This window comes from Brachybacterium sp. GU-2 (genome assembly GCF_030866705.2).
Taxonomy (GTDB): Bacteria; Actinomycetota; Actinomycetes; order Actinomycetales; family Dermabacteraceae; genus Brachybacterium; species Brachybacterium conglomeratum.
Genome location: NZ_CP133037.2, coordinates 3,107,206 through 3,129,698, shown reverse-complemented (window position 1 = coordinate 3,129,698; position 22,493 = coordinate 3,107,206). Strand labels below are relative to the sequence as shown.

The 22,493-nt window shown below is 74.6% G+C and carries 21 protein-coding genes; 8 read left to right on the top strand and 13 right to left on the bottom strand.

The genetic code is table 11. From position 1 onward, the window contains the following. The first annotated feature begins 64 nt into the window (after positions 1 to 64). Positions 65 to 1,363, top strand: coding sequence for an isochorismate synthase MenF (locus tag RBL05_RS14345; protein ID WP_308738892.1), 1,299 nt, complete (start codon positions 65 to 67; stop codon positions 1,361 to 1,363). Between the two features lie 99 nt (positions 1,364 to 1,462). On the opposite strand, the gene RBL05_RS14340 is transcribed toward RBL05_RS14345, so the two are convergent. The 3 genes from RBL05_RS14340 to RBL05_RS14330 are packed head-to-tail and all read right to left on the bottom strand — an operon-like array spanning position 1,463 to position 5,730. Beyond that, the gene (locus tag RBL05_RS14340; protein WP_308738893.1) at positions 1,463 to 2,878 is read right to left on the bottom strand and encodes a S1C family serine protease; all 1,416 of its coding nucleotides are present in this window, start codon (positions 2,876 to 2,878) and stop codon (positions 1,463 to 1,465) included. Positions 2,879 to 2,900: 22 nt separating this feature from the next. Beyond that, a complete protein-coding gene (gene menD / locus RBL05_RS14335) occupies positions 2,901 to 4,718 on the bottom strand; it encodes a 2-succinyl-5-enolpyruvyl-6-hydroxy-3-cyclohexene-1-carboxylic-acid synthase (RefSeq protein WP_308738894.1) in 1,818 nt (605 codons plus the stop codon). Positions 4,719 to 4,752: 34 nt separating this feature from the next. Continuing rightward, positions 4,753 to 5,730 carry an o-succinylbenzoate synthase gene (locus tag RBL05_RS14330; protein ID WP_308738895.1) on the bottom strand — a complete coding sequence of 326 codons (978 nt, stop codon included), beginning with the start codon at positions 5,728 to 5,730 and terminating at the stop codon, positions 4,753 to 4,755. A 55-nt stretch (positions 5,731 to 5,785) separates the two neighbouring features. On the opposite strand from RBL05_RS14330, the gene RBL05_RS14325 reads away from it, so the two are divergent. The 4 genes from RBL05_RS14325 to RBL05_RS14310 all read left to right on the top strand — a co-directional run bounded on the left by RBL05_RS14325 (position 5,786) and on the right by RBL05_RS14310 (position 9,918). Further along, positions 5,786 to 6,397: a GNAT family N-acetyltransferase gene (locus tag RBL05_RS14325; RefSeq protein ID WP_308738896.1), complete on the top strand. Its 612-nt coding sequence runs from the start codon at positions 5,786 to 5,788 to the stop codon at positions 6,395 to 6,397. Then, the gene (locus tag RBL05_RS14320) at positions 6,394 to 7,389 is read left to right on the top strand and encodes a 1,4-dihydroxy-2-naphthoyl-CoA synthase (protein ID WP_308738897.1); all 996 of its coding nucleotides are present in this window, start codon (positions 6,394 to 6,396) and stop codon (positions 7,387 to 7,389) included. Before RBL05_RS14325 ends, RBL05_RS14320 begins: the two co-directional genes overlap by 4 nt. Position 7,390: 1 nt before the next feature. Continuing rightward, positions 7,391 to 8,755, top strand: coding sequence for an AMP-binding protein (locus tag RBL05_RS14315; RefSeq protein ID WP_308738898.1), 1,365 nt, complete (start codon positions 7,391 to 7,393; stop codon positions 8,753 to 8,755). Between the two features lie 266 nt (positions 8,756 to 9,021). Further along, complete coding sequence (locus RBL05_RS14310) at positions 9,022 to 9,918, top strand: 1,4-dihydroxy-2-naphthoate polyprenyltransferase (protein ID WP_318603830.1); 897 nt, start codon at positions 9,022 to 9,024, stop codon at positions 9,916 to 9,918. A gap of 117 nt (positions 9,919 to 10,035) precedes the next feature. On the opposite strand, the gene RBL05_RS14305 is transcribed toward RBL05_RS14310, so the two are convergent. Continuing rightward, positions 10,036 to 10,404, bottom strand: coding sequence for a DUF4229 domain-containing protein (locus RBL05_RS14305; RefSeq protein ID WP_308738899.1), 369 nt, complete (start codon positions 10,402 to 10,404; stop codon positions 10,036 to 10,038). Positions 10,405 to 10,742: 338 nt separating this feature from the next. Between RBL05_RS14305 and RBL05_RS14300 the strand changes: the two genes are divergently transcribed. Next, positions 10,743 to 11,132 (top strand): PLD nuclease N-terminal domain-containing protein, encoded by a 390-nt coding sequence (locus RBL05_RS14300; RefSeq protein WP_308738900.1) that lies wholly within the window; start codon positions 10,743 to 10,745, stop codon positions 11,130 to 11,132. 532 nt (positions 11,133 to 11,664) lie between these two features. Here RBL05_RS14300 and ccsB read toward each other — a convergent pair. From ccsB to RBL05_RS14270, 6 genes are all read right to left on the bottom strand, one after another. Further along, positions 11,665 to 12,819 (bottom strand): c-type cytochrome biogenesis protein CcsB, encoded by a 1,155-nt coding sequence (gene ccsB / locus RBL05_RS14295; protein ID WP_318603827.1) that lies wholly within the window; start codon positions 12,817 to 12,819, stop codon positions 11,665 to 11,667. Further along, positions 12,816 to 14,597, bottom strand: a complete 1,782-nt coding sequence (locus RBL05_RS14290; RefSeq protein WP_308738902.1) for a cytochrome c biogenesis protein ResB — start codon at positions 14,595 to 14,597, stop codon at positions 12,816 to 12,818. Before RBL05_RS14290 ends, ccsB begins: the two co-directional genes overlap by 4 nt. Continuing rightward, a complete protein-coding gene (locus RBL05_RS14285) occupies positions 14,597 to 15,418 on the bottom strand; it encodes a cytochrome c biogenesis CcdA family protein (RefSeq protein ID WP_308738903.1) in 822 nt (273 codons plus the stop codon). The genes RBL05_RS14290 and RBL05_RS14285 overlap by 1 nt, the downstream gene beginning before the upstream one ends. Beyond that, entirely contained in the window at positions 15,415 to 16,014 is a 600-nt protein-coding gene (locus RBL05_RS14280; RefSeq protein WP_308738904.1) for a TlpA family protein disulfide reductase, read from the bottom strand. The genes RBL05_RS14285 and RBL05_RS14280 overlap by 4 nt, the downstream gene beginning before the upstream one ends. Next, positions 16,011 to 16,658, bottom strand: a complete 648-nt coding sequence (locus RBL05_RS14275; protein WP_308738905.1) for a histidine phosphatase family protein — start codon at positions 16,656 to 16,658, stop codon at positions 16,011 to 16,013. The genes RBL05_RS14280 and RBL05_RS14275 overlap by 4 nt, the downstream gene beginning before the upstream one ends. 69 nt (positions 16,659 to 16,727) lie before the next feature. Beyond that, positions 16,728 to 17,333 carry a MarR family winged helix-turn-helix transcriptional regulator gene (locus RBL05_RS14270; protein WP_308738906.1) on the bottom strand — a complete coding sequence of 202 codons (606 nt, stop codon included), beginning with the start codon at positions 17,331 to 17,333 and terminating at the stop codon, positions 16,728 to 16,730. A 131-nt stretch (positions 17,334 to 17,464) separates the two neighbouring features. On the opposite strand from RBL05_RS14270, the gene RBL05_RS14265 reads away from it, so the two are divergent. Continuing rightward, positions 17,465 to 17,995 (top strand): YceI family protein, encoded by a 531-nt coding sequence (locus RBL05_RS14265; protein WP_308738907.1) that lies wholly within the window; start codon positions 17,465 to 17,467, stop codon positions 17,993 to 17,995. 251 nt (positions 17,996 to 18,246) lie between these two features. Then, positions 18,247 to 18,552, top strand: a complete 306-nt coding sequence (locus tag RBL05_RS14260) for a glutaredoxin family protein (protein ID WP_308738908.1) — start codon at positions 18,247 to 18,249, stop codon at positions 18,550 to 18,552. Positions 18,553 to 18,746: 194 nt separating this feature from the next. Here the strand turns inward: RBL05_RS14260 and RBL05_RS14255 are convergent, their stop codons facing one another. The 3 genes from RBL05_RS14255 to RBL05_RS14245 form a co-directional block, all read right to left on the bottom strand. Continuing rightward, positions 18,747 to 18,845 carry a 30S ribosomal protein bS22 gene (locus RBL05_RS14255; RefSeq protein ID WP_019174583.1) on the bottom strand — a complete coding sequence of 33 codons (99 nt, stop codon included), beginning with the start codon at positions 18,843 to 18,845 and terminating at the stop codon, positions 18,747 to 18,749. A 153-nt stretch (positions 18,846 to 18,998) separates the two neighbouring features. Continuing rightward, positions 18,999 to 20,675, bottom strand: a complete 1,677-nt coding sequence (locus RBL05_RS14250; protein WP_308738909.1) for a dynamin family protein — start codon at positions 20,673 to 20,675, stop codon at positions 18,999 to 19,001. Further along, positions 20,672 to 22,438, bottom strand: coding sequence for a dynamin family protein (locus tag RBL05_RS14245; protein WP_308738910.1), 1,767 nt, complete (start codon positions 22,436 to 22,438; stop codon positions 20,672 to 20,674). Before RBL05_RS14245 ends, RBL05_RS14250 begins: the two co-directional genes overlap by 4 nt. Positions 22,439 to 22,493 lie beyond the last annotated feature (55 nt).

The following is a 22,493-nucleotide window of genomic DNA, read 5'->3' as shown; positions in this document are numbered from 1 at the left end:
ACGCATCCGGGGACGGGACGCGGGTCACGGCGCGGCGGCGCGGGGGTGTCGCATAATGACACGGATGTCCGCTCCTCTCACGCATCCCGACCTCTCCGCGCCCGCCTCCGCGACGCCGCTCGTGCGCAGCGTGCGGATCGAGGAGCCGGTGGACCTGCTGGGCCATGTCCCCGCGGGGGTCTCCGGCGCCTGGCTGCGGCACGGCCAGGGACTGGTGGCCGTGGGCCGGGCCTGGTCGGTGCGCACCACCGGCCCGGACCGCTTCGCGGCCGCGAGCGCCGCCTTCCGCGACCTCGCCTCCCGCGCCCGTGTCGACGACGAGGTGCGGGTGCGCACCAGCGGCCTGATCGCGCTGGGCTCCTTCTCCTACGCGGGCGCCTCCGAGCGCCCCTCGACGCTGCTGGTGCCGCGCGCGCTGCTCGGCGTCCACGACGGGGAGGCCTTCCTCACGGTCGTCGGGATCGACGAGGAGCCGGAGCTGCCGGCCTCCTGGCGCGACCTGTTCCCCTCCTCCCCCGTCGACGCGCCCGCGGCCGCGCCGCTCGAGCTCGAGGCGGACCACACGCCCGACGAGTACCAGGCGCTGGTCCAGCAGGCCGTGGACGAGATCCGCTCCGGCGTCGCCGAGAAGGTCGTGCTCTCCGAGCGCACCTCGGTGCGCACCCCGGAGCCGCTCTCCCCCGCCCTGCTGCTCACGCGGCTCGCCCGCGCCTACCCGAGCACCTGGGTGTACCACCTCGAGGACGTGATCGGCGCGAGCCCGGAGATGCTCGCCCAGACGGAGGACGGGCGGGTCTTCTCGCGCGTGCTGGCAGGGTCCCGGCCGGCGGCCGACGACGGCGAGCTCGACGAGGCGGACCGTCGGGCGTTCCGCGCCGATCACAAGGAGCGCTCCGAGCACGCCTACGCGGTGGACTCCGTGGTCGAGCGGCTCGAGGACCTCGCCGCGGAGATCGAGGTCTCCGCGGAGCCGTTCGTGCTGCGCCTGCCGGGGCTCGAGCACCTCGCCTCGGACGTCTCGGCCCGCCTGCACGAGGGGGTGACGAGCCTGGACGTCGCCGCGCGCCTGCATCCTTCGGCGGCGGTCTCCGGCACCCCGCGCGAGCAGGCCGACGAGATCATCGCCCGCCTCGAGCCGCGCGACCGCGGCGGGTACGCGGCCCCGGTGGGCTGGATGGACGCGAGCGGCGACGGCCAGTGGGCGATCGCGCTGCGGATGGCGCATCTGACCGGTGAGCGCTCCGCGGTGCTGCAGGCCGGGGGCGGTCTGGTCGCGGCCTCCGACCCGGTCTCCGAGCATGCCGAGGCGCTCGCGAAGTGCCGTCCGATGCTGCGGGCCCTGCGCGGCGACGCCGAGGCCTGAGGTCCCAGGCGCGGCGCCCGAGAGCACGGGACGGGCGACTGCGCCGCCCGCCACGTCGCCGCCCGAGCGACGGCCGGACGGGCACGAGGTCTCCCCTGCTCAGCCCTCCCGGGCCGCGAGGGTGATCTCGAGCGTCTGCACCTTCCCGTCGCGCACCAGCTCGAGCGTGTGGGTGGAGCCGACCTCGAGGCCGCGCACGATGCCGGTCAGGGCGCCCGCCCCGCCGACGGGGGTGTCGTCGATCCCGGTGATGAGGTCCCCCTCGGCCAGTCCCGCCTCCGCCGCGGGGCTGCCCGGCTCCACGGCGACGACCTCCGCGCCGTGGTAGCCGGCGCTGCCGTCGTCGGCCGTGCCGTCGGTGGTGGTCACGCCGACGAAGGCGTGCTGGACGGTGCCGCCGTCCTGGAGCTGCTCGGCGATCAGCATCGCCGTGTTCGCGGGGATAGCGAAGCCGAGCCCGATGCTGCCGGCCTGCCCGGACTCGTTGGGGATCGAGGCGATCGCGGTGTTGATGCCGATGACCTGCCCGGCGGCGTCCACGAGCGGTCCGCCGGAGTTGCCGGGGTTGATCGCGGCGTCGGTCTGGATCGCGGAGGTGTACGTGGTGTCGGAGCCGTCGGTCTCCTCGCCGGTGGCGCTGACCGGCCGGTCCAGCGCCGAGACGATGCCGGTGGTGACCGTGTTCTCGAGGCCGAGCGGGGTGCCCAGAGCCATCACGGGCTGGCCCACGACCACGGTGGAGGAGTCCGCGAAGGTCGCCGGCTGCAGGTCCTCGGGCGGGTCCTCCAGGCGGATCACGGCGAGGTCGGTCGAGGGGTCGGTGCCCACGACGCTCGCGGCGAAGCTGCGTCCGTCGCTGGTGGTGACCTGCAGGGACTCGGCGTCGCCGGCGACGTGGTCGTTGGTGAGGATCGTGCCGTCCTCGTCGAGGACCACGCCGGTCCCCTGGCTGGTGCCGGAGCCGGTGGAGGAGAGGATCGAGACGGCGCTCGGGGAGACCTGCTCGGAGATCGCGGCCCAGTCCGGGTCCTCCGCAGTGGTCGTCGCGGCAGGTCGCGCCTCGGAGGTCTGCGAGTCCTGGGCGGCCGCGACCGGCTCGTCGCCCTGCAGCTGGTCATAGGCGACGACGCCGCCGAGGGTGAGGCCGCTGGAGAGCAGCATCCCGGCGAGCACGAGGGCGCTGGTCCCGCCCCAGCCGGGCCCGCGGCGGGGCGCGGCCGTCCCGGCGGCCCCGGCGGCGACCGGCGCGGGGGCGCCGGAGCCGGCAGCGGCGGAGCCGTGGACGGCGTGATCGAACGAGGAGGCTGTGGCCGGGAGCTGTTCGGTCGTCTCGGCCGACGGCGCGCCCTGGACCGGAGCCGCGCCGTAGGCCGGTGTCGCGCCGTAGGACGCGGCGTACGGGGGCGCCCCGTCGTAGGGGGCAGGGCTGCCGTAGGACGGGGTCGGGCCGTGCGGGGCATCCGGGGTCCCGGCGCTCGGGTCTCGGGGCGGCTGCGGGGCGTGCTCGTCGTTCATGGGGTCATGTCACCACTCGCGCTCAAGAGTTCCTCGGGACCTCGCTGGGCGGCTCCTGGACGACGAGCACCCGCAGCCCCTGCGTGGGTTCGGCGAGCGCCGCCGGCAGCGCGTCGGCCTGGAGAGTCCGTGCGTCGGCGCCGAGGCCCGCGGCGACCGCGGCGATGTCGGCGCCGTGCGGGGTGGTGAAGAAGCGGCGCAGCAGCGCGGGCGAGGCCGCGGCATGCTCGAGGCCGGAGAAGATGCGGCCCCCGCCGTCGTCGACGACGATCACGTCGAGGTCGGGGCGCGGCTCCTCGGGGCCGACGAGCAGACCGGTGAGGTCGTGGAGGGCGGTGAGGTCGCCGACGAGGACCCGGGTGCGGCCCCGCTCCCCCGGCTCATCCCGTGCGGCGCGGGCCAGGGCGAGGCCGCCGGCCATGGCGGTGGTGCCGTCGATCCCGGCGAGGCCGCGGTTGGCGATCACACGGGCAGAGGTGGGGCCGGCGTGCTGCTCGAGGTCGCGCACGAGGCTCGAGGAGCCGAGCACGAGCAGGTCGCCCGGCGCGGAGGCCTCCCACACCGCGAGCGCGGCGCGCTGCTGCCACGGCTGCGGCTGCCGTGCTGCGGCGGCGTCGGCCGCGGTGCGCCACGCCTGGATCCACGCGCGGCGCCGAGCCGGATCGATCTCGGGGGCGTCGGGCGCGGCCGACGCGGCACCGGGTGAGGCCGCGTCCTGTCCGGGACCGAGCGTGTCCTGCTCGGTCCCGGTCGCCTCCTGTCCCGTCCCGGGGATCTCCTGCCCGATCGCGGCGGGGACCACGAGGCTCGCGCGGCGGGCCACGTCGGGCCAGTCCGGATGCGGGTCCACGACGACCACCTCGACGTCGGCCGCGCCCAGGAGCGCGCCGACGACCGGCCGGGACAGCGTGGGGTGACCGAGCACGATCGCACGGCGCGGGCGCAGCGGGTGCGCGGAATCGGCCATCACCGCGCGCAGCAGCGCCGGATAGCGGGGGACGAGGCCGTCCGCCGTGAGCGCGCCGGAGCTCGGCTCGGCCAGCAGCGGCAGGCCGTGCGCATCGGCGAGCGCGGCGGCGGCCGGTCCCGCCCCGTCCCCGGCGACGACGACGGTGCGGGAGTCGACCGGGACCGGCTGCGGGGCGGGCGCCGGGGCGGGGACGCGGCGCGTGAGGACGATCCGTTCGCGCGCCGCGGTCCTGTCGGGCTGCTCCGACTCCTCTGCGCGGGGCACGAGCGGGTCGCGGAAGGAGAGGTTCAGGTGCACGGGACCGGGGTGCTCCCCGGTCGCGGCGGCGAGGGCGCGGGCGGCGGTGGAGACGGCCGTGCGCAGCTCGACCGGGCTCGCCGCCCCGGCGGTCGGGGCGGGCAGGTCCACGGTCAGGCGCACCAGCGAGCGGAACATGCCGGCCTGGCGAGTGGTCTGGTTCGCGCCGACCTCGCGCAGCTCGGCAGGCCGGTCCGCGGTGAGCACGAGCAGCGGGATCCGCGAGTGGTGCGCCTCCATCACGGCGGCGTGGAGGTGCGCGGTGGCGGTGCCGGAGGTGGTCACGACCGCGGCGGGCCGGGCGGGGTCCAGGCGGCCGAGACCCAGGGCCGTGAAGGCGGCGGCGCGCTCGTCGATCCGCACGTGGGCACGGATCCGACCGGCGACCTCGTCGGCAGCGAGGCCGTAGACCAGCGGCGCGGAGCGCGAGCCGGGGGCGAGCACCGCCTCGGCCAGTCCGAGCTCCGCGAGCGCGGACCAGACCGCGACCGCCTGGTCCACGGCGCCGGAGCCGGTGGGCCGGGGCGCGGGGATCGTCAGCGGTGCGGGGATCGGGGCGGAGGGCTCGTGCACCCCGTCAGGGTAGTCCCGGCCTGCGCGCGGGCTGTCAGAGCAGGGCTGCGCAGGCCGTGAGCCGCTCCTCCCAGCGTGCGGCGAGGGCGTCGTCGGCCGCGTGGCGGGCGAGCAGCTCCTCACTCGGCGCCGTCCGGCCGACGGGCAGCGTGCCGCCGGTCGCGTGCAGCGGCTGCGGGGAGAGGTCGCCGGTGAGCAGGGTCGCGGTCGCGAGGCCGCAGGCGTGCGGCAGCTCCGGCAGCGCCGCGGCGAGGGCGAGCCCCGCGCCGAGGCCGATGCTCGACTCGAGCGCGGAGGAGACCACGACCGGCAGCCCCGCCTCCTCGGCCAGCTCGAGGCAGCGGGTGATGCCGCCGAGCGGCTGGACCTTCATCACCAGCAGGTCGGCGGCCTCGGCCCGGGCGACCCGGAGCGGGTCCTCCGCCCGGCGCACCGACTCGTCGGCCGCGATCGGGATGTCGAGGGCGCGGCGCAGCGCGGCGAGGTCCTCGAGCGCGGCGCAGGGCTGCTCGGCGTACTCGAGCCCGCCCGCGGCCCGGTCCAGGACGGGCAGCGCCTCGAGCGCCTCCTCGTACGTCCAGGCGGCGTTCGCGTCGATGCGGATCCGGGCGTCGGGGCCCATCGCGTCGCGGACCGCCTCGAGGCGCTGCGCGTCGGAGGCGAGGTCGGAGCCGGGGTCGGCGACCTTCACCTTCGCCGTCCGCGCCCCGCCGACCGTCGCGATCCGCGCCGCGAGCACCGGTGGGAGCACCGGGATCGTGGCGTTGACCTCGACCTCCTCGCGCCGCGGTGCGGGGCGGGGCGTCGTCGCGTCCTCGAGGGCGGCGCGCAGCCAGGCCGTCGACTCGGCCGCGTCGTAGTCCCAGAACGGGGAGAACTCCGCCCAGCCCTCCGGACCGTGCAGCAGCAGGCCGTCGCGCTCGGTGATCCGGCGGAACCGGGTGGTCATCGGGATGGACCAGGCGTGGACGCGGTCGATGCCGCGCTCGCGGAGGGCAGGGGGAATGAGCATGTTCCCGAGAGTAATGAGCGTGCGCCGCGCGTACGAGGCACGGCACGATGAGGCGATGCAACCCACGACCGACGATGCCTCGCGGAGCCCGGCCGCGTCCGGCCCCTCAGCGCTCCCGATGACGCCCGGAGACGGATACGGGCTGCGCCCCGTAGGGGCCGAGGACGCACTCGCGGTGCTGGGCGCTTTCCGCTCGGCGCCTGACATGGCCCGCCAAGCCGGGGTGCGGACTCTCGAGCAGGCCCATGAGCAGGTGGCCTGGCTGCTCGCCCCGCAGCGCCGGGCGACCGCGATCGTCAATGCGGAAGATCGGCTCGTCGGCCTGGTGGCGATCACCGTGGACGAGGAGAACCGCAGCGGCTGGTTCTTCTACTGGCTGCGCGCCGAGCATCGCGGTCGTGGGCTCGCGTCCCGGGCGGCCGCCACCGTCGCGGACCAGGCGCTGACGCCGACGGCCGGCGGCGGGTGGGGCCTCGAGAGGCTCGAGCTCGGACACCGGGTGAACAATCCCGCCTCCGCGGCGGTCGCCCGCGCGGCAGGCTTCGTCGACGAGGGGGTCGAGCGTGGGAAGTTCCTGATCGACGGCGAGCGCCTCGACGTGCGCATCTGCGGAAGGCTGCGCAGCGATCCGTGGCCGGCTCTGCCCGGACTACCCTGGAGGCCATGACGACCCCGCCCGCTCCGCTGCCCCGTCGGGTCTCCGACACCTTCGACCCCCGCCGCTGGCGGGAGGTGCCGCCGCAGGAGCACGGCGGGCCCGAGCTCACCGACATCACCTACCACCGGGCGGTGGAGCGGATCGAGTCGCCCGACGGGGAGCTGACCTCCCGGGACCTGCCGACGGTGCGGATCGCCTTCGACCGTCCCGAGGTGCGCAACGCCTTCCGCCCCCACACGGTCGACGAGCTGTACCGGGCGCTGGACCATGCCCGGCTCGACACCGGGGTGGGCGTGATCCTGCTGACCGGCAACGGCCCCTCCCCCAAGGACGGCGGGCACTCCTTCTGCTCCGGCGGCGACCAGCGGATCCGCGGCCGTGCCGGCTACGAGTACGCCGCCGAGGAGGCTGTGGAGGAGACCGGTTCCGTGCGCACCCGTTCCGCCGGCCGCCTCCACATCCTCGAGGTGCAGCGCCTCATGCGCACCATGGGCAAGGTCGTGATCGCGGTCGTGAACGGCTGGGCCGCCGGCGGCGGGCACTCCCTGCACGTGGTCGCGGACATGTCGATCGCCTCCCGCGAGCACGCCCGCTTCAAGCAGACCGACGCGAACGTCGGCTCCTTCGACGGCGGCTACGGCTCCGCCTATCTCGCCAAGCAGGTCGGTCAGAAGCGCGCGCGGGAGATCTTCTTCCTCGCCGAGGAGTACTCCGCCCAGGACGCCTACGACTGGGGCGCCGTGAACCGGGTCGTCGACCACGCACGGATCGAGGAGGAGGCCCTCGCGATGGCCGCGACCATCGCGACGAAGTCCCCGCAGGCGATACGTATGCTGAAGTTCGCCTTCAACCTCGCCGACGACGGCCTCATGGGCCAGCAGGTCTTCGCCGGGGAGGCGACGCGCCTGGCGTACATGACCGACGAGGCCGCCGAGGGCCGCGACGCCTTCCTCGAGAAGCGCGACCCCGACTGGTCCTCCTTCCCCCACCCGCAGGGCTGAGATGGCCGCGCCCGTGCCCGACGGCCCCGCCGCCGCGTCCCTGCCCTGGCTGGTCCCGCCCGCCTACGACGCCTCCGCCGCCTCTATCGCCGCGCACTCCGAGGCGATCGGCGAGGTGATGGCGGGCCGGGCGCGCCTGTGGCTCGGGCACTTCCCGGCCCCCGACAGGCTGCCCGCCGGGCTCGAGGACACAGCGCTGGTGGTCCCGACCTCCGGATCGACCGGGACCGCGAAGGCCGTCGCGCTCAGCCTCGCCGCGCTGAGGGCCTCGCAGGACGCGACCGCGCAGCTCTTCGCCGCCGACGGCACCGCCCCGGACTCCCGCGGGCACGGGTTCTGGCTGCCGCTGCTGCCGCCGACGCACATCGCCGGGGTGCAGGTCCTCGCCCGCGCCCACCGCACCGGCCAGGTGCTGGGCCTTCCGGGGCCCGCCCTGCCGGATCCGCTGCCGGACCTGCGCGGCCATTTCGACGCCGCCGCCTTCGTGGAGCTCGCCGGACCCGTCCTCGAGCAGGCGGAGCGGTCCGGGCTGCCCGCGTTCACCTCCCTCGTCCCCACCCAGCTCACCCGCATCGTCACCGGCGCGACCGGGGACGACGCCCGCGCCCGCGGCCTGCTGAAGCGCTTCGCCGCCGTGCTCGTCGGCGGAGCGGCGACCAGCACCGACGTCCTCACCCGCGCCTGCGGGCAGCGGATCCCGGTGCGCACCACCTACGGCTCCTCCGAGACCGCGGGCGGCTGCGTCTACGACAGTCGGCCGCTGCCCGGGGTGTCCCTGTCGGTGCTCGACCCCGACGAGTCCGGCGCGGGCCGGTTGCGGATCTCCTCCCCCACCCTCGCCCTCGGCTATCTCACCGCCGACGGCGTCACCGACGGCGGAGTGTTCGCCGCCGCCTCGGCGCCGACCGCCGGGGAGGGCACCGACGCGCCGGCCGCCGGCGCGCCCGTCGCCGACGACGGCGCGGACCGCGCCTTCCTCACCTCCGATCTCGCCGAGATCGGGGACGACGGCGCGCTGACCGTGCTGGGCCGGGCCGACGACGTGATCAACACCGGCGGACGCAAGGTCCTCCCCCAGGACGTCGAGCGCGCGATCGACCGCTCCCTCATGCTGCGCGGCCTGGTCCGCACCTCCGTCGTGGTCGGGGTGCCCGACCCGGAATGGGGCCAGCGGGTCGAGGCGCTGGTCACCCTCGAGGAGGGCACGGACCCCGCGGAGGCCTCGGCGCTCGTCCGCTCCGCGCTGCGCACCACCGAGGTGCCCGCGCACATGATCCCCAAGCGCGTCCACGTCGTCGAGGAGCTGCCGCTGCTGGGCATCGGCAAGGTGGACCGCGCCGCCGCCCGCCGCCTCGCCGGCGGCTGAGGGCCCGCTGCCCCGCCCTGCCCGTCGGCCGCGCCGTCGGGGAGGCCGCGGAGCCCGTGCGCCACGGACGTCGAGCAGAGCGGCGGCGGGGCATCGGAGCTGCCCGGCATCGGGCCGATCCTGCATCGCGGCGGCCCGGCATCCGGGTGGCCCGGTGCTCGTCACTCGGGTCACGACTCACAGTCGACGGGACGGTCCGGCGCCGCGCCGCGGCGTAAGCTCGTCGGGGCCGTCGACCGCCGGCCCCAGCACGCGTGAGGAGCACGATGGCCAGCCTGCCGCAGTGGGTGGAGGGCGCCCGACCGAAGACCCTCCCCGCCGCCCTCGCCCCCGTCGCCGCCGGAACCGGCGTCGCCGTGTGGCAGCTCGGCGAACTCACCGGATCGGTCGACTGGGCGCTGGTGATCCCCCGGGCGCTGCTGGCCCTCGCCGTCTCCTTCTCGCTGCAGATCGGCGTGAACTTCGCCAACGACTACTCCGACGGGATCCGCGGCACGGACGACGACCGCGTCGGCCCCTTCCGCCTCACCGGCTCCGGCGCCGCCCGCCCCGCGACCGTGAAGCGCGCCGCGATCATCTCCCTCGCCCTCGGCGGCCTGTTCGGCGTCGCGCTGGTGGCCGTGGCGCAGATGTGGTGGGCGCTGGTCGTCGGCGCCGCCGCGATCGCCGCGGCCTGGTTCTACACCGGCGGCAGGAAGCCCTACGGCTACCTGGGCCTCGGCGAGGTCTTCGTGTTCGTGTTCTTCGGTCTCGTCGCCGTCAACGGCACGGCGCTCGCGATCACGGGCCGCCCCTCCTGGGCTGCGCTGCTCGCCTCGGTCGCGATCGGGCTGCTCGCCGTCGCGCTGATGCTCACCAACAACCTGCGCGACATCCCCACCGACGCCGCCTCCGGCAAGAGGACCCTCGCGGTCCGGCTCGGCGAGCGCGGCACGCGCCTGCTCTACACGACGACGCTGCTGGCGCCCTTCGTGCTCATGGTGCCGGTGATCATCGCGCACCGGCCCGCGGCGCTCGTGCTGCTCGCCCTGCCGCTCGCCCTCGGTCCGGTGCGGAAGGTGCTCGGCGGGACGGGGGGCCGGGACCTGATCCCCGTGCTCGGCGCGACCGGACGGCTCGAGCTGGTGTTCTCGCTGCTGCTGCTCGTCGGCCTCGTGCTCTGACCTCGTCGTTCCGCACGACGCAGCATCCGGGGAGCGACGGGCCCCCAGCGGAGGGCACAGGGCACAGGGCACAGGGCACAGGGCAGCGTGTCAGCGCGCTGAGCGCCCTGGGGCAGCTCAGGCCCTGGTGTCCCCGTCGCTCGTGCCGTCCTCGGGGAGGTCGGGCAGGTCCGCGGCGCCTGCGTTGGTGTCCTCCACCCGCGTCTCTCCGTCGATCCGGACCTCGTCGGCGAAGAGCCCGTCCTCGTACTCGGCGTCCTCGTCCACGGTCTCGCCGCGCTTCTCGACCCTGCGCTCGTGCGCGAGCTTCCAGCGCATCGCCGCGGCGTCCCGCAGACGGTCCAGGAACAGGATCGAGATCAGCATCGCGATCAACGCCGCGAGCACGCCGGCGAGCATCACGCCCACCCCGCTCACGGTGAGCACCCACCACAGGGCTATCCACAGGCCCAGGCGGATGACGGCGTAGAGCAGGAACTGTCGCATCGCTCCAGACTAGGTCCCCCGCCCGGGAACCCGCTGTCCGCGGAGGCGGCTCGGGGCCAGGATCACGCCGCGGGACTCGGGCCGCGAACACAGCGCGGGACTGCGGGCCGCGATCTCGGCGCGGGCCGCGAACAGTGACGCGGACGCGACGGCCGCCCTGCCGTCGTCCGGTCTCGTTCCGCGTCCCCGCCCGGTCCGGATCCGGTCCCGAGCTCCCTATCCGGTCCCGAGTTCCCGATCCGGTCCCGAGTTCCCGATCCGGTCCCGAGTCCCAGGCCGCTGCCAGCCCAGTTCCGAGTCCCCGGCCCCATCCCAGGTCCGCGCCCTAGACTGTCCCCATGGCCCGCGGCATCCTGGCAGTCCTCTCGATCGCCCTGACCGTCTTCGCACTCGCCGACTGTGTGCAGACCCAGGACGACAAGGTCAGAGGTGTGCCGAAATGGGCATGGATCGTACTGATCGTGCTGATCCCCTGGGTGGGACCGCTCACCTGGCTGTTCGTGGGCAAGGAGCGCTCCTGGTGGGGCCGAGGCTCCTCCGGCAGTCCCGGTCCGCGGCGCGACGGCCCCCTCGCCCCCGACGAGGATCCCGAGTTCCTGCGCAAGCTCGACGAGGACATCCGCCGCGAGCGTCGTGAGCGTCGCGAGCGCGGCGAAGGCCCCGGCGACTCCGGCGAGCTCGACGACGGCCCCGGCGACGGCGGGACCGACACCGGCCGCAGCGCCTGACCTGGCCGCTTCGGGAAGAGCCGCCTCGGCGATCCGTGCCGCGGAACGCCCCATGCACCGCTGCTGACCGGACCGGTCACCGGAAGTCTGCCGCGCCCTCCCCGCGGAGCTCGGCCGCGCCCCCTCAGCGCAGCTCGGCCGAGCCCTCCCACCGCCGTTGATCGACGCCAGGTACCAGGAAAGTGGTACCTCACGTCGACCAACAGCACACGCGCAGGCACCGACCCCATCCGCACGACCACTGCGCAGAGTTGATCGTCGCCAGGTACCAGGAAAGTGGTACCTCGCGTCGAACAACTCTGCGCGGGCTGCGGCGCTGACCTCTCCGCACCGCTGGGGCCGGAAACACTTCGATGATCCGTTCCAAGTATTGGAACGGATCGTCGAAGAACTGCTCGGTGCGGGCAGAGCCGGGACCGGAGCACCAGCCCAGGCCAATTGATCAACCGGACGAGGCGTGCCAGCCGAGGCCGATTGATCAACCGGACGCGGCGTACCGGCCGCGGCCGGACCGCCAGCCCTGGCCGCAGTCTCAGCCGAGGCCGGAGTAGGAGTGCAGGCCGTTGATCACCGTGTTCACGATCGTGTAGTTGAAGACCACGGCGACGAAGCCGGCCAGGGCCAGGCCCGCTGCACGGGAGCCGCGGAAGCCGCCGGTGGCGCGGGCGTGGAGGTAGGCCGCGTAGATCACCCAGATGATGAAGGTCCACACCTCCTTGGGGTCCCAGCCCCAGAAGCGGCCCCATGCCTCGCGGGCCCAGATTGCCCCGAAGATCAGGGTGAAGGTCCAGCACACGAACGCGACCGAGTGGATGCGGAAGCTCAGCGCCTCGAGGGAGGACGAGGAGGGCAGCCGGTCCAGCACGTGCCCGAAGCGGCCCCAGTGCTCGGGGAACTCCTCGGTCGCGGCGCGCTCGGCGAGGACGCGCTCGTGCTTCGCCTGGAGCAGCTGCATCGAGGCGACGACCGCGCCGAGGATCGACAGCGCCGTCGCCATGATCGCGACGCCGATGTGGATGTAGATCCAGTGGGAGTTCTGGAGGCTCGGGGTGAGCTCGGCAGCGGGCACGATCCAGAACGTCTGCGCGAGCAGCAGCACGAGCAGCACGGGGCCGACGACGAAGGTGCCCAGCGCCCGCAGCTCCGTGCGGCGCACGCTGAAGGCGAGGAAGGCGACCATCACGATCGCGGTGGAGGTGGTCGCGAACTCGTACATGTTCGCCCACGGGACGCGCTGGGTGGCGAGCGCACGGGAGATCACGCCGATCAGGTGCAGCACGGTCGCGGCCGAGGCCAGCAGGAAGGCGAAGCGCTGCGCGGACATGCCGCCGGACGCGGCGGGAGCCTCCCCCGCGGTGCCCGTACCGGCGGTGCCCGGGGCGAGGGAATCCGAGCCGCCGGCGCCGGAGCCTGCGGAGCCCGCGCTCGCTGCGCCGGGGCGAGCGGCCACCGCGGTGCCGCCCACGGCGGTCGCCCCCGCCGCCTCGGCGCCCGAGGCGCCGACGCTCGCGGGGCTCATCTCCCTCTCCTGCGCCTCCTTTCGCTCCTGGGCGGCGAGGCGGGCGTCGCTGCGGCGCTGGGAGGACGAGGCGAGATCGGCGCCGAAGCCGATCAGGGCGAGCACGTAGAGCACGATCGTCACCACGATGGCGAGGTTCGAGAGCTCTGCCAGCTGCTGGTTGATCACTGGGCACTTCCTTCTCGAGGTCCGCCCGAGGCGTCCGCCTCGGGGTGCCCGGACGGTGCGGCGTCCGGGAGCCGTTGTCCATCGTGCGCCTCCGAGAGCCGGGACGCCAGGGCCTTCACGTCGTCCGCGAGCGCGGGATCGTCGCTGCGGGCGAGCCCGGCGACCTCGAGCACGGTCGTGCCGCCCTGCTCCCGCACCCGCACCCACAGGCGCCGGCGCGGCACGAACAGGGAGAGGATCAGGCCGCCGACGGCGACCAGCGCGCTGATCAGGATCCAGCGCTCGAAGGGGTTGTGGGCGATGTCGAAGGCGGCGTAGCGCTTCAGCCCGTCGAAGCTGACGGTGGTGCCGTCGGCGAGGCTGTACTCCTGGCCGGGGTACAGCCGGATCAGCACCGGGTCGCCGTCCTCACCCGGGACCTGGGTGAGGGTGGTGAGGTCCACCTCGTACGCGTTCTGCGGCACGCCGGAGTCCAGGCCCAGGTCGCCCTGGTAGACGGTGAGGGCGAGCTGCGGGTCCAGCGCGTCGGGGTAGAGGGAGCGCGGGCCCTGCTCGTCGATGGTGCCGGTGGGCAGGAAGAAGCCGACCACGGCGGTCTGCTCGGGCTGGGCGTCGGGCGCCTTGAGCACCACCTGGGAGGTGTAGTTCGTGTCCCCCATCGGGACGGTGATCAGCGGCCCCTCGGCGACGACGGTGCCCTCGGGGTCGGTCACCGTGATCTCGGGGGCGTAGCCGTTGCCGAGCAGGTACATCGACGCGCCCGGGACGTGCAGGGGCTTGTTGACCTGGACCGTGCGGGACTCCTGCTCCTGACCGGGGGTGGTCACCTGCACGTCGGCCTCGAAGGAGCGCGGCTCGCCGACCTTCCCCGCCTCGCCGGGCTGGACATAGGTGGCCCGGAAATCCTCGAGGGTGAAGCGGAAGTCGGGCAGGTCGTTTTCGTCGAACCAGGCCCCGGACTCGAAGGAGTCGTACTGGGTCAGCGAGTTCGCGAAGCCGCCGCCCTCGACCACCGTGACCTGTCCGCGGTAGCTGGTCAGGGTGCCGCCGGCGATGCACACCAGCACGCCGACCAGCGCGATGTGGAACAGGAGGTTGCCGGTCTCGCGCAGCAGCCCCCGCTCGGCGCTGACGGAGCGGCCGGCCTTCTCCTCGCGCACCTCGGTGCGGTAGCGGGAGCGGCGCAGGCTGCGATGGGCCGTCTCGATCAGGGAGTCGGCCTGCGCGCCGGGCAGCTCGAGGCGGGTGTACCCGGTGAAGCGGGTCAGGCGGGAGGGGGTGCGGGGCGGCTTCGCGCGCAGCTGCCTCAGGTGCACGCCGACGCGGGGGACGATGCAGCCGATCAGGGAGATGAACAGCAGCAGGTAGATCGCGGAGAACCACGGCGAGGAGAAGACCTCGAAGAAGCCCAGCGCGTCCAGGATCTCGCCCCAGCGGCCGTTCTCCTCGAGGAACTGCTCGGTCAGGGCCGGGTTCACGCTGCGCTGCGGGTAGAGCGAGCCGGGGATCGCGGCGACGGCCAGCAGCATGAGCAGCACGAGCGCCGTCTGCATGGAGGTCAGCTGCCGCCACAGGAACAGCAGCGTGCCGCGCAGGCCCAGGGAGGGCGCGGCGGCGCGCTTCCCGTCGACCTCGGGCTTGCTGGACCAGCTGCCGGACTCCGACGGGCCCGTGCCGGATCCGCTCGCCTCGGCGCCTGCCTCGGTGGGGCCCGTGCCGGGACGCTCTGCGTCGTCGGTCCGGACGCCGCGGTCCGGACGGGGTTTCTTCTCGCTCATCACACCACCGGTTCGAAGGTCGCGATCAGGCCTTGCAGCTCGCTCATCCAGCTCGCCCACACCCCGGTCATCAGGAGCACGCCGATCGCGATCAGCAGCGCGCCGGAGAGCAGGCCGATGCTGCGGCGGTGGGCCGACAGCTTCCTGCTCAGCCCGAGCGCGCGCTCGAACAGCAGCGCGAAGAGCACGAAGGGGATGCCGAGGCCCAGGGAGTAGGCCAGCGCCAGGACGCCGCCGCGCACGGCCGCGCCGTCGCCGCCGCCGTCCAGGGACAGCGCCACGATGGCGGCGTAGGTGGGGCCGATGCAGGGGGTCCAGCTCAGGCCGAACACCAGCCCCATCAGCGGTGCGCCGAGCAGGCCCGCGTCGGGCTTCTTCGAGGAGATCGGCTTCGTGGCCGACAGCCCCGGGATCAGGCCCATGAACACCAGGCCCATGAGGATCACGATCGCGCCGGCGACGCGGTTGATCCACACGGCGTGCTCCTGGAGGAGGTAGCCGACGGCGCCGGCGAAGCCGCCGAGCGCCATGAACACCACCGCGAAGCCGGCCACGAAAAGCAGGGAGCCGGCGAGCATCCGCCCGGTGCCGGGCCGCTGCGGGCGGGCGGCGCGGCGGCCGGCGCCCTTCGCGGCGGGGGCGGGGCCGGGGCCCTGTCCGGCGAGGCCCGAGACGTACCCGAGATAGCCGGGGACCACCGGCAGCACGCACGGCGAGAGGAAGGCGACCAGGCCCGCTGCGGCGGCGACGGCGATCGCGAGCAGCAGCGATCCGGACAGGGCGGTCGCCTGGAAGGCGGCCCCGATCTCGGCGAGCATCATTCGGCGACCACCGCGTCGATCATCGCGCGGAGCACGGAGGGGTCGGCGGCGCCGGAGATGCGGGCGGCGACGCGCCCCTCGCGGTCGAGCACGAGAGTGGAGGGGACGGCGTTCGGGGCGACCTGGCCGCGCAGGGCGTACATGATCTCCGCGCCGGTGTCGGGCACCGAGGGGTAGGTGATCCCGTACTTCTCCTCGAAGGCCTGCGCGGGGCCGGCGGCGTCGCGCACGTTGATGCCGAGGAAGGAGACGCCCTTCTCGGCGTACTCCTCGTGGATGGCCTGGAGGTCCGGGGCCTCCTTGCGGCAGGGCGGGCAGGAGGCGTACCAGACGTTCAGCACGAGCACCTCGCCGCGGGTGTCCGCGAGGTCGACCGGCTCCTCGTCGAAGGTGGTGCCGGTGAAGGCGATCGCCTCGCCGCGCTCGGCGGCGGGGATCTCGACGGAGACGCCGTCTCCGGAGACGTACCCGGCCTCCCCGGAGGCATAGCGATCGGAGGTGTCGGTGCCGCAGGCGGCCAGCAGCACGCCCAGCGGCGCCGCGGCGGCCACGCGGAGGAGGCCGCGCCGGCTCGGGACGGGGCGCGGGGTCCTCATGTGAGCTTGCCTCCGGTCGCGTCGACGGCGCCGTCATAGAGGGCGGCGGCGGGCTCGGCGTAGCCGACGTCCGACAGGTGCGGGCCGACGAAGCGCAGGCTCGTCACCGAGCAGAGGCCGCACTCGCGCCGGCGCGGGTCGTGGAACAGGGGCTTGCCCTCGGCGCTGCGCCGGGTGACCCAGATCGGCAGCTGGTGCAGGACCAGCACGGCCTCGCGTCCCTCGGCCTCGGCGCGGGCCTCGTGCACGGCGGAGGCCACGCGCGCAACCTGCTCCCGGTAGGGCTCGCCCCAGGAGGGGCGGAACGGGTTGACGAACCAGCGCCAGTTGCGCGGGTCGGTGAGCTTCGCGTCGCCGTGGCCCATGCGCTGACCCTCGAAGCGGTTGCCCGATTCGATGAGGCGCTGGTCCGTCGAGATCTCGAGGTCGTGCGCGGCGGCGATCGGGGCGGCGGTCTGCTGGGCGCGCAGCAGCGGCGAGGAGCGCACGAGGGCGACGTCGGCGCCGGCGAGGTGCTCGCCGACGCGCTGCGCCATCTGCTCACCACGGGCGCTGAGCCGGTATCCGGGCAGGCGCCCGTACAGGATGCGCTCCGGGTTGTGCACCTCGCCGTGGCGGACGAGGTGCACCGTGGTGGTGGTCATCGCTGGGGGCTCCCTCTCACTGTCGCAGGCTCTCGCGAGCCGCCTCACGGTACCAACCCCACCTCCGGATCAGCTCCGAGCCGGGGCGTCCTCGTGAGGTGCCGGACATCCGACGGCGATCGGGGCGTCCTCCGCGATGGTCCTGCCGAGGATCCGACCGAGCTCGAGCAGGTCGTCGTGGCCGATGACGTCCAGCAGGAGATCGCGGACGGAGCGCACGTGCGTGGGCGCGGCGCGCTCGAGGAGGGCCTGGCCCTCGGCGGTCAGCTGGGCCTGACGGCCGCGACCGTCGGAGGAGCAGCGCACGCGCTCGACGAGGCCCCGCTTCTCCATGCGGGTGATGGTGTGGGTGAGGCGGGAGCGGGAGTGGACGACCTTGTCGGCCAGCTCGGACATGCGCAGGAACCCGCCCTCGGCCTCGTTCAGGCGCACCAGGATCTCGTACTCCCCCAGCGCCAGGTCGATCTCGGGGTCGGACTGCAGCGCGTCGCCGAACCGGTCGGTGAGCAGGGTGGTGGCGTAGAGGAAGGTGCGCCACGCCTCCTGCTCCTTCGCCGTCAGCCACAGCTCCTCGGGCGTCGAGGCGCGGTCCGCCTCGTCCTGCGCACCATCGACCGCGGGGCTCACCGAAGCCGCCGCGACAGCCTGCTCCTCGCTTGACGTCGTGTCATGCATCACGTTTCCTCTTTCCGGGACTCTTCCTCTTGCCATCATCCCTCATTTTAGTTTAGCTTTCAAGCAATACGGTGCGGAACAGCCCGACCGGCGCCCGTCACCACCGGACCACCACCAGAAGGAGTCATCTCATGAGCGACCTCACCCCCGGCACCTGGACCCTCGATCCCGCCCACACCTCCGTGGCGTTCACCGTGCGCCACGCCGGCATCTCGAAGGTCCGCGGCCAGTTCACCGATGTCGAGGGCGAGCTCGTCGTCGCCGAGGGCGGCGAGGACCTGGCCTTCACCGCGACCCTGAAGACCGAGTCGATCTCCACCTCCAACCCCGACCGCGACGCGCACCTCAAGAGCGCCGACTTCTTCGACGTCGAGAACAACCCGACGATCACCTTCCGCACCACCGAGCTCAAGGGCGACACCCTCCACGGCGAGCTGACCATCAACGGCATCACCAAGCCGGTCGAGCTCGACTTCGCCTACGAGGGCGCCGCGACCGATCCCTTCGGCGTCTACCGCGCAGGCTTCACCGGCGAGACCACCATCTCCCGCAAGGAGTTCGGCCTGACCTGGAACGCCGCCCTCGAGGCCGGTGGCGTGCTGGTCGCCGACTCCGTGAAGATCTCCATCGAGGCCGAGTTCACCGCGCCGACCGCGGCCTGATCTCCTGCTCTCCGGGGCGCCCCCGCGCCGCCCGGTCCGACGGGCCGTCCGCTGCATGCGGGCGGCCCGTCGTCGCGCCCGGGGTCGTCATGTCCGGAATCATCGCGTCCGGGGTCGTCGCGGCCGCGCCCCGCGCCTGCGCGCGACCCCCCGCCGGTGCCCCGAGCACGCGCGCGATCATCGCCGGCGCCTCGCCCCCGGCCCACGACCTCCGTCATCCGTTCGCCCCTCCGCCCGATATGGTGCCGCCCATGACCTCGCCGCACGTCCCCTCCCCCAGCGATCCCGACGCCCGCGTCCTCTACCTCACGCGGGAGGGCTGCCATCTGTGCGATGAGGCGCTGCCGGTGGTGCGGGCCGAGGCCGATCGCGCCGGCACCGCCGTCGAGGTGCGGGACATCGACGCCGACGAGCGTCTGCGCGAGCACTGGGACCACGACGTGCCGGTGATCATCGTGGACGGGAAGGTCCACGCCCGCTACCGGGTCGATGCCGAGCAGCTGCGCACCGCGCTGCGCCGTCGGCCCTGGTGGCGCCGCCTCACCGGCCGCGCCTGAGGATCGCGGCAGGGCGCCGGCGCCCGCCGGCCGCAGCCCACGGCCCGCGCGGCCGCAGCCTACGGCCCGCGCGGTCGCGGCCCACGGGCGCCGTTCCCGAGGCGCGCACCGGACCGCATGCCCGCCCGACCGGCAGCGCCTGACATGCGAGAGCCCCCGCCATGCGGCGGGGGCTCTCGCATGTCAGGCGTCGCTCACTTCTTGTTGCGGCGCTGGTGACGGGTCTTGCGAAGCAGCTTGCGGTGCTTCTTCTTGGACATGCGCTTGCGTCGCTTCTTGACGACAGAACCCATAGGTAGCCTCTGTTCTGCAGGACGAGCCTGCGGTGTGATGCTGCGGATCTCAGATGCGCGGCCGGTCAGCGTGCGGGGCAGGCTGAGCAGTCTCCCGGGCCGACGCCCGGCCGACGCCACGGTCGACGATCCACTCTACACCGTCCCGCCGCCTCACTCACCGAGCGCGAGTGCGAGATCGCTCGCAGCCTGCCGTGCCCGGTGCAGCGTCTCGTCGACCGGCTCGACGACGAGATCCTGCGCGGTCCCTCGCACCCGGGCGGTGAGCAGTCGCCGCGCCCGACGACGGTGCCATGCGCCGCTCATCGCGGCGATCGCACTGCCGGCGACGCCCAGCAGGATCCCCGCCGCGATCGCGAGGACCAGCATCACCGTGGGCAGGGGGATCGGGATCCACAGCTCCTCGACCATCGGCATCGGCGGCGGGGGCACCCCGAGGAAGGCGAGCGCGGCGTTCAGGCCCAGCCAGCCGAGGCCCACCACGCCGATCAGCAGCGCGAGCCACTGCAGCACGTCCAGCACCCGCCACCACCAGGAGGTCTCCCCCGCGCGGAGGTCCGCCTCCGCGACCGCCTGGTCCAGGGCGTCCGGGAGCGCCGTCTCCTCGGAGCGGGCCGCGGCGCGGACGGCGGCGCGCCAGGGATCGCTGCCGCCGGCGGAGGCGTCGTCGGCGAATCGGCGCACGCCCCCGGAGGCGCGCGCGGAGGCCGCGGCGTCCGGGGCGGGCAGGGAGGTGCGCTCGAGGCCCTCCCCGTCGCGACCTCGGCCGATGCCGAGCCGGGCCAGGGGATCCGCGCGCATCGAGCGGATCCAGCGCAGCGGCGGCCAGCCGACGCGGCGCGCCGCCCGATGGCGGTAGGAGCCGCCGACGGCGCGGGCGACGGGCTCGACCCGGGCGGCCAGGGAGAGGTCCCGGGCGAGGGTATCGATCGCGGCGGGGCTCGAGCGCTCGGCCATGCCGGTGGGATCCGCGGCCTCGCGCAGCCGTGCGGCGGCTCCGCGCACGTCGGCCCGGTGCCGCTCGACCACGGCCTCGCGGCTGCGGGCGATGCCGAGCAGGTGCTCGCGCAGCTCCTCGACCCCCTCCCCGGTCTCGGCGGAGGCGGCGAGGACGGGCGCGCTCTCGAGCCCGTCGGCGCGGGCGATCTCGGCGAGGGAGGCGAGCACGCCCTCGCGCTCGGCCTCGCGGAGCCGGTCCACCTGGTTCAGGACCAGCACGGTGACGGCGTCGTGGCCGGCGAAGGGACGCACGAACTCGTGGTGCAGCAGCGCGTCGGCGTACTTCTGCGGGTCGGTGACCCACACGATCACGTCGACCATCCCGGTCATGCGCTCGGCGATGTCGCGGTGGGCGGATTCGACCGAGTCGAGGTCCGGCAGGTCCAGCAGCACGACGCCGGGAGTGCCGGCGTCGGTGCGGCGGGCACGACGGCCGCGGGCAGGCTTGTCGGCCGCCCGGGCCAGCGCCGTGCCCTCGTCGAGGGCGTGGCGCTCCTCGACCTCGAGCCAGTCCAGCAGCGCCTCGCTGCCCGCGTCGCCGAGCACGGCGGCGAGCGGCGCGGAGGTGGTGGGGCGGCGCACCGCCGCGCGGGCCACGTCCTTGCCGATCAGGGCGTTCAGCAGGGAGGACTTCCCGGAGCCGGTCGCGCCGAACAGTCCGATCACGGTGTGCTCGGCGGAGAGGGCGCGGCGGCGGTCGATCCTCTCCAGCAGCTCGCTCGTCCCGTTCAGGGCCTCGCCGGGGGCGATCCCGTCGAGTGCGGCGAGCGCCCGGTCCAGGGCGTCGAGCCGTTCGTGCAGCGGGGTGGTGCGGGGGCGGCGGAGGCTCATCGGGTCTCCTCCCGGATGTCGCGGGCGAGGGCGGCGAGCGCCTCGGCGTCGGCCTCGAGCTCCTCCGCGGCGTCGTCGTCGCCGAGCGCGTCGAGCCGGTCGAGGAAGGGGGCGGAGCGCTCGGCGACCAGGGCGTCGAGCCGGCCGGTGAGGGACTCCCGGGCGGCCTTCGCCATGCGCCTGACCGCCTCGTCGCCGAAGATCGCCTCGAGCAGCCGCTGGCCGACGACGGCGGTCGCGGCCCCGGCGCCGACCTCGAGGCCGGTGGGGATGAAGGCGGTGGAGGCGAAGACGACGACCATCAGCGCGACGCCGACGACGTTCACGCCGAGGGAGAGCACCCGCGCCTTCGTGCGGCGGTCGGCGCCCTCGGCGCGGACCAGCTCGAGCACGTCGCCCTGCCAGGCGCGCACCGCGGCGCGGACCTGCTCGGGGTAGTCCTCGTCGATCCGGGTGAGGTCCTGGCCCTCGGCGAGGGAGCGTCCGGCGGCGCTCGCGCGCCAGGCGGCGTCGGCCCGCTCGGCGCCGCGCGCCGTCTCGTCGACGACGACGTGGACGAGTCCGCTGCCGAGCGCCTGCTCGGCCTCGACCGCGGGGGCGGGACGGCCCGAGAGCATCTGGCCGAGGCGGTCCCGGGCGCGGGTCACGAAGGACTCCACGCCGCGGAAGAACTCGCCGGTCCCCACCACGTCCTGCCAGCGGGCGAGCACCTCGCCGCGCAGCAGGGAGCCGTCGCCGAGGGCGGCGTCGATCCGCTCCCGGGAGCCGGAGAACGCGGCCACGGCCTCCTCGCGCAGCCGCCGGCGCTCGTCGTCCTGGAGCGCGGCGTGCTCGGCGATGTCGTGGGCGGAGGCGGCGAGGCCGTCGACGGCGCCGGCGAGGGTGCGCCGGGCGATGCGGCGCCGTCCCTCCCCGTCGGCCGCGAGCGCGGTGAAGTGCGCGGCGAGCTCGGCGATCACCTCGGGCGGGAGCATGCCGTCGTCGTCGATCGTGGTCTCGGGGACCAGGAAGAGGCGGTCCACCTCGACACCCTGCCGCTCGAGCATGGAGGTGAGGTCGGCGGCGAGCTCCTTGGCCACGCCGCCGCGGTCCGGGATGCGGTTCATGACCACGTCGACGGTCACGTCGCGCTCGGCGGCGGTGCGCAGCACCTCCCAGGGCACGGCGTCGGCGTAGCGGTTGGCGGTGGTGACGAAGAGCCACAGGTCCGCGGCGCGCAGCAGCTGCCGGGCGAGCTCGCGATTGCCCTTCGCGACCGAGTCGATGTCCGGGGCGTCCAGCAGCGCGAGGCCCTGGGGGATCCGCTCCTCGGCGTGGAGGGCCAGGGAGGTCGCGGGGTCCACGTCGCCGGTGGTGTCCTGCGCCCCGGGGGCCTCGGCATCGGCGGCGCCAGGGCTCGCGCCGCCGTGGACGCGGGCGAGGCCGGGGAGGATGCGGGTGCCGGTGAACCAGGGCTCGTCGGCCGGGTGGTGGAGGAGCACGGGCCGGCGCGTGGTGGGGCGGATCGCGCCGGAGCGGCTGACCGGCGCGCCGACCAGCGCGTTGACGAGCGTGGACTTGCCAGCGCCGGTGGAGCCGCCGATCACGACCAGCAGCGGCGCGTCGAGGGAGGCCAGGCGGGGGGTGACGTGGTCGGCGAGCTGGGAGAGGGCGGCACGGGCCTCGGTGCGGGCGGCGCCTGCGCCCTCGACGGGCAGCGGCAGCGTGAGCGTGCGCAGGTGCTCCGCGAAGGTGTCGAGCACCTGGGTGGTCCGATCGGTCATGGCTCCCCCGGGATGGTCGGGTGCGGGCCCCGGGCACGGGGCACCTGGGCGTCAT

What these genes read in the sequence shown, in the direction of transcription:
- RBL05_RS14310 (WP_318603830.1), top strand. Translation starts at nt 9,022, where the DNA reads ATGGCCAGCCTGCCGCAGTGGGTGGAGGGCGCCCGACCGAAGACCCTC.
- RBL05_RS14340 (WP_308738893.1), bottom strand. Translation starts at nt 2,878, where the DNA reads ATGAACGACGAGCACGCCCCGCAGCCGCCCCGAGACCCGAGCGCCGGG.
- RBL05_RS14325 (WP_308738896.1), top strand. Translation starts at nt 5,786, where the DNA reads ATGCAACCCACGACCGACGATGCCTCGCGGAGCCCGGCCGCGTCCGGC.
- RBL05_RS14245 (WP_308738910.1), bottom strand. Translation starts at nt 22,438, where the DNA reads ATGACCGATCGGACCACCCAGGTGCTCGACACCTTCGCGGAGCACCTG.
- RBL05_RS14300 (WP_308738900.1), top strand. Translation starts at nt 10,743, where the DNA reads ATGGCCCGCGGCATCCTGGCAGTCCTCTCGATCGCCCTGACCGTCTTC.
- RBL05_RS14305 (WP_308738899.1), bottom strand. Translation starts at nt 10,404, where the DNA reads ATGCGACAGTTCCTGCTCTACGCCGTCATCCGCCTGGGCCTGTGGATA.
- RBL05_RS14280 (WP_308738904.1), bottom strand. Translation starts at nt 16,014, where the DNA reads ATGAGGACCCCGCGCCCCGTCCCGAGCCGGCGCGGCCTCCTCCGCGTG.
- RBL05_RS14265 (WP_308738907.1), top strand. Translation starts at nt 17,465, where the DNA reads ATGAGCGACCTCACCCCCGGCACCTGGACCCTCGATCCCGCCCACACC.
- RBL05_RS14320 (WP_308738897.1), top strand. Translation starts at nt 6,394, where the DNA reads ATGACGACCCCGCCCGCTCCGCTGCCCCGTCGGGTCTCCGACACCTTC.
- RBL05_RS14260 (WP_308738908.1), top strand. Translation starts at nt 18,247, where the DNA reads ATGACCTCGCCGCACGTCCCCTCCCCCAGCGATCCCGACGCCCGCGTC.
- RBL05_RS14290 (WP_308738902.1), bottom strand. Translation starts at nt 14,597, where the DNA reads ATGAGCGAGAAGAAACCCCGTCCGGACCGCGGCGTCCGGACCGACGAC.
- RBL05_RS14330 (WP_308738895.1), bottom strand. Translation starts at nt 5,730, where the DNA reads ATGCTCATTCCCCCTGCCCTCCGCGAGCGCGGCATCGACCGCGTCCAC.
- RBL05_RS14255 (WP_019174583.1), bottom strand. Translation starts at nt 18,845, where the DNA reads ATGGGTTCTGTCGTCAAGAAGCGACGCAAGCGCATGTCCAAGAAGAAG.
- RBL05_RS14345 (WP_308738892.1), top strand. Translation starts at nt 65, where the DNA reads ATGTCCGCTCCTCTCACGCATCCCGACCTCTCCGCGCCCGCCTCCGCG.
- RBL05_RS14285 (WP_308738903.1), bottom strand. Translation starts at nt 15,418, where the DNA reads ATGATGCTCGCCGAGATCGGGGCCGCCTTCCAGGCGACCGCCCTGTCC.
- RBL05_RS14250 (WP_308738909.1), bottom strand. Translation starts at nt 20,675, where the DNA reads ATGAGCCTCCGCCGCCCCCGCACCACCCCGCTGCACGAACGGCTCGAC.
- RBL05_RS14315 (WP_308738898.1), top strand. Translation starts at nt 7,391, where the DNA reads ATGGCCGCGCCCGTGCCCGACGGCCCCGCCGCCGCGTCCCTGCCCTGG.
- RBL05_RS14275 (WP_308738905.1), bottom strand. Translation starts at nt 16,658, where the DNA reads ATGACCACCACCACGGTGCACCTCGTCCGCCACGGCGAGGTGCACAAC.
- RBL05_RS14270 (WP_308738906.1), bottom strand. Translation starts at nt 17,333, where the DNA reads ATGCATGACACGACGTCAAGCGAGGAGCAGGCTGTCGCGGCGGCTTCG.